The following is a 3,821-nucleotide window of genomic DNA, read 5'->3' on the forward strand; positions in this document are numbered from 1 at the left end:
CGTCGCGCAGGGCCGGGGGAGAGCGCCGCGGACGCCTTGAGCCTGGCGGCGGCCGCGACCTCGCCCAGGCCCATCTCCCGCAGCGCCTCCGGGACGCCGGACAGGAACAGGGCCTCGGCCTCGGCCCGGTCCAGGCCGGTGAGGCGGGTGCGGTAGCCGTCCAGCAGCCGGTAGCCTCCGCCGCGCCCCCGGTCGGCGTAGACCGGGATGCCCGCCTCGGACAGCGCGAGCATGTCCCGGTGCACGGTCCGCTCGGACACCTCCAGCTCCCGGGCCAGTTCGGCCGCGGTCATCCCGCCGCGCGACTGCAGGAGCAGCACCAACGACATCAGTCTGGCCGCACGCACCCGCCGACCCTAGCCCCCTGTCCCGCGCCCCACACCGGTCCCCGCCGGATCGGGCCCGCGAGGGTACGGCCCGGCGGGGACGAGGTTCAGCGGGGGACGAGGGGCAGGACGACCGCCGAGGGGCGGGACGGGTCGTGGAAGACCTCCTGGTCGGCGACCACCATGGCGCTGCCGGTTCCCAGGGGGTCGCCGGTGCCGAGGTTGCGGGCGACACGGGGGTAGGCGCCGCTCGCCACGTGCACCCGGATGCGGTGGCCGCGGCGGAAGCGGTGGCCGATCGGCCACAGGTCCACCTCGACCCGGCGGACGCCGTCGGCGTCGGGCGCCGGGTCTCCGGGGGTGAGCCGCCGCACCCCCTCGCACACGTTGTAGGACGCGCCGCCGGGGTGCACGTCGCAGACCCGGACCACGACGTCGGTGTGCCCGGTGCTGGAGCGCAGGTACAGCTCGGCGGAGACGGGGCCGATCATCTCGGTGTCCTCGCGCAGCTCGGGGCCGGTGTAGACGAGCACGTCGCGCCGGGCCTCCAGGCGCCGGTTGTCGCGCGGTTCGGAGTTGCCCAGCAGCACCGGGCCGCCCAGCGCCGGAGTGGGGTGCGCCGGATCGTAGCGGTAGCGGTCCGGTTCGGACTCCTCCGGGTTGCCGGGATCCAGCCCGGCGCCGGGCCGCAGGTGCCAGCGCTGCGGGCGCATGCCCGGCACCGGCCAGTCGGGGTGGTCGCGCCACTCGTCCGCGCCGGTGACGAAGAGCCGGACCGGCTGCTCCCGCAGGCCCGACAGGTCTCCCATGAGGTGGGCCCGGAACCACGACAGCGCGTCGGCGTTGGCCGCCCGGGTCTGCCGCACGTCCGCGTGGTACCACGGGCCGATGGTCAGCTGCGGCCTCCGTCCGGCGGCCCGCATCGCCAGGTAGTCCTTCACCTGCCAGGGCAGGAAGATGTCGTACCAGCCGCCGACCATGGTGACCGCGGCCTCCACCTCGCCCACCGAGGCGGAGAAGTCGCGCCTGCCCCAGTAGGCGGCCGGGTCGGCGTGGTGGGTCAGCAGGTCCTGGAAGAAGGGTACGGCCCGGCCCGCCGACAGCACGTCCAGCTCCGCCAGCGGGCGCCCCGACAGCGCCGCCCGCCGGGTCCGGCGCGGGGCCGTCAGCGCGCCGAAGGGGCTGTCGATCGAGGCGGTCAGCGTGGTCCAGATCAGCGACGACTCCAGCGCGAACGCGCCGCCCACGTAGGCGGCGTCCCGGAACTGCGAGGCGGTCACCGAGGTGGCCATGGCCTTCAGGTCGGGACCGGCCTCCGCGGCGATCGCCCACTGGGCGTAACCGAGGTAGGAGGGGCCGTGCATCGCCAGGCTCCCGCCGTACCAGGCTGCCGGCGCAGCCAGGCGAGGGTGGCCAGCCCGTCGTCGTGCTCGTCGAGCGGGCTGGGCAGGCCGCCGGAGCCGAAGCTCCCCCGGCAGCTCTGCATGACCACCTGGAAGCCCCGGCGGGCGAAGGCCCGGCCGTACATGAGCCCGAACATGCCGCGCCGGCCGTACGGTGAACGGATCAGGATGGTGGGCGGCCGGGAGGCTCCGCGGGGGACGTAGCGGTCGGCGAGCAGGACCACCCCGTCCGGCATCGGAACCGGGAGGTCGCGCTGGACCGTCACCCGATGCGCGATCTGAGGCCTGGCGGACCGGCCCGGCCAACTCGGCCATGTCGTAACCATATGTCCTCCTCATCCCGTTTCTTACCCGCTGGTAATAGAACAAAGCTCGCGCCTGGGAGTGCGAATCGGCAAGACATGTCGCATGCTTTTATTTCACTGATCGATGAATTATTCTGATGTCATGACCGACGTCCTGGTGGTCGGCGCCGGCCCCACCGGCCTCACCCTGGCGGCGGAGCTGGCCCGCCACGGCCTGGCGCCGCGCGTGGTCGAGCGCGCCCCCGAACCCCCGGCGACCTCCCGGGCGCTCGTCGTCCAGCCCCGCACGCTGGAGGTCTTCGACGACATGGGAATCGCGGCGGAGGCGCTGGCCGAGGGCCGGCAGGTCGACGCCTTCACCGCGGTCTTCCCCGGCCCCCGGCCGGTGCGGCTCCGCTTCGACGCCGACCTGTCGGCTCGCCCGAGCTGGACACCGCCTACCCGCGGCCGCTGATGCTGCCCCAGGACCGGACCGAGGCGCTGCTCACCCGGCACCTCGCCGGTCTGGGCGTGCAGGTCGAGCGCGGCGTCACCCTGGAGTCCTACCGGCAGGACGGCGACGGGGTGGTCGCCCTGCTGCGCCACCCGGACCGGCGGGTGGAGCGGGCCGCCGCCCGCTGGATCGCCGGCTGCGACGGCGCGCACAGCACGGTCCGGGAGCAGGCGGGCATCGCCTTCGAGGGCGTCACCTACGGCCGGGAGTTCATCATGGCCGACGCCCGGCTGGACTGGGAACTCCCCGACGGCGAGCTCTACCTCTTCCCGGGCGGCGCCCCGCTCTTCGAGGACAGCGGCATCCTCGCCGCCTGGTCCATGCCGGGCGAGCACCGCTTCCGCGTCTTCGGCGACGTCCCGCCCGGCCACGGGGACTCTGGCCGGGGGGACCCCACCCTGGCGGACTTCCAGCGCCTCCTGGACGAGCGGCTCCCGGTCCCCGCCAGGATCATCGAGGCGAGCTGGGTCTCGCGCTACCGCCTGCACCGCCGCGGGGTGCGCCGCTACCGGTCCGGGCGGGCGTTCCTGGCCGGGGACGCGGCCCACATCCACAGCCCGGCGGGAGGCCAGGGCATGAACACCGGCGTCCAGGACGCCTACAACCTCGCCTGGAAACTGGCCCTGGCCGCCACCGGAGCGCCGGACGGCCTGCTCGACACCTACCACGCCGAGCGCCACCCGGTGGGAGCCGCGCTGCTGCGCACCACCGACCGGGCCTTCGGCCTGGCGGTCGCGGCCTCCGCCGCCGCTAGGTTCGTGCGGCGGCACCTGCTCCGGCACCTGGCCCCCGCGGTGCTGGAGCGCCCGCTGCCCCGACGCACGCTCGTGGGCGCCATCTCCCAGCTGAGGGTCGGCTACCCGGGCAGCCCGATCTCCGGCCAGGACGGACGGTGGCACGGAGGGCCCGGCCCCGGCGGCCGGGCCTGGGACGCCCCGGTCCGGGGCGAGGGCGTGCGCCGGCTCCACGAGGTGCTGCGCGGCACGCACCACACCGCCCTGCTCTTCACCGCGGGTTCCCCGGCGGGACCGCTGCTGCGTTCGGCGCGGGAGCTGGAGGGCCGGTACGGCCCGCGGCTGGTCGCACGGGTGGTCGCCCCGGACGGCACGGGCGACCTGTCCGACCCCGACGGCCTGCTGCACCGCCGCTACGCCGCGGAGCCGGGATCGGTCTACGTCATCCGGCCCGACCGTCACGTGGGCTACCGGGGCCGCGACCTGCGGGGCGCCGAGGACGACCTGGACGTGCGGCTGGGCGGGCCGTCCGTCTGACGCGGCCCGTCCGGCGCGGCGCG

General features: G+C 75.4%; 3 protein-coding genes and 1 pseudogene. 2 read left to right on the forward strand and 2 right to left on the reverse strand.

The annotated features are described in order from the left end of the window. Both ACWJ6R_RS31995 and ACWJ6R_RS32000 read right to left on the reverse strand, forming a co-directional pair. A partial coding sequence (locus tag ACWJ6R_RS31995) for a helix-turn-helix transcriptional regulator (protein ID WP_449065795.1) occupies positions 1-347 on the reverse strand: 347 nt, incomplete at its 3' end. A gap of 86 nt (positions 348-433) precedes the next feature. Then, positions 434-2,055: pseudogene (locus ACWJ6R_RS32000) on the reverse strand (CocE/NonD family hydrolase). Between the two features lie 121 nt (positions 2,056-2,176). On the opposite strand from ACWJ6R_RS32000, the gene ACWJ6R_RS32005 reads away from it, so the two are divergent. Next, positions 2,177-2,488, forward strand: a complete 312-nt coding sequence (locus tag ACWJ6R_RS32005) for an FAD-dependent oxidoreductase (RefSeq protein ID WP_449065796.1) — start codon at positions 2,177-2,179, stop codon at positions 2,486-2,488. After that, positions 2,488-3,798 carry an FAD-dependent monooxygenase gene (locus ACWJ6R_RS32010; protein ID WP_449065797.1) on the forward strand — a complete coding sequence of 437 codons (1,311 nt, stop codon included), beginning with the start codon at positions 2,488-2,490 and terminating at the stop codon, positions 3,796-3,798. The genes ACWJ6R_RS32005 and ACWJ6R_RS32010 overlap by 1 nt, the downstream gene beginning before the upstream one ends. The last annotated feature ends 23 nt before the right edge of the window (positions 3,799-3,821 follow it).

The sequence above is a fragment of the Planomonospora algeriensis genome (genome assembly GCF_977012225.1).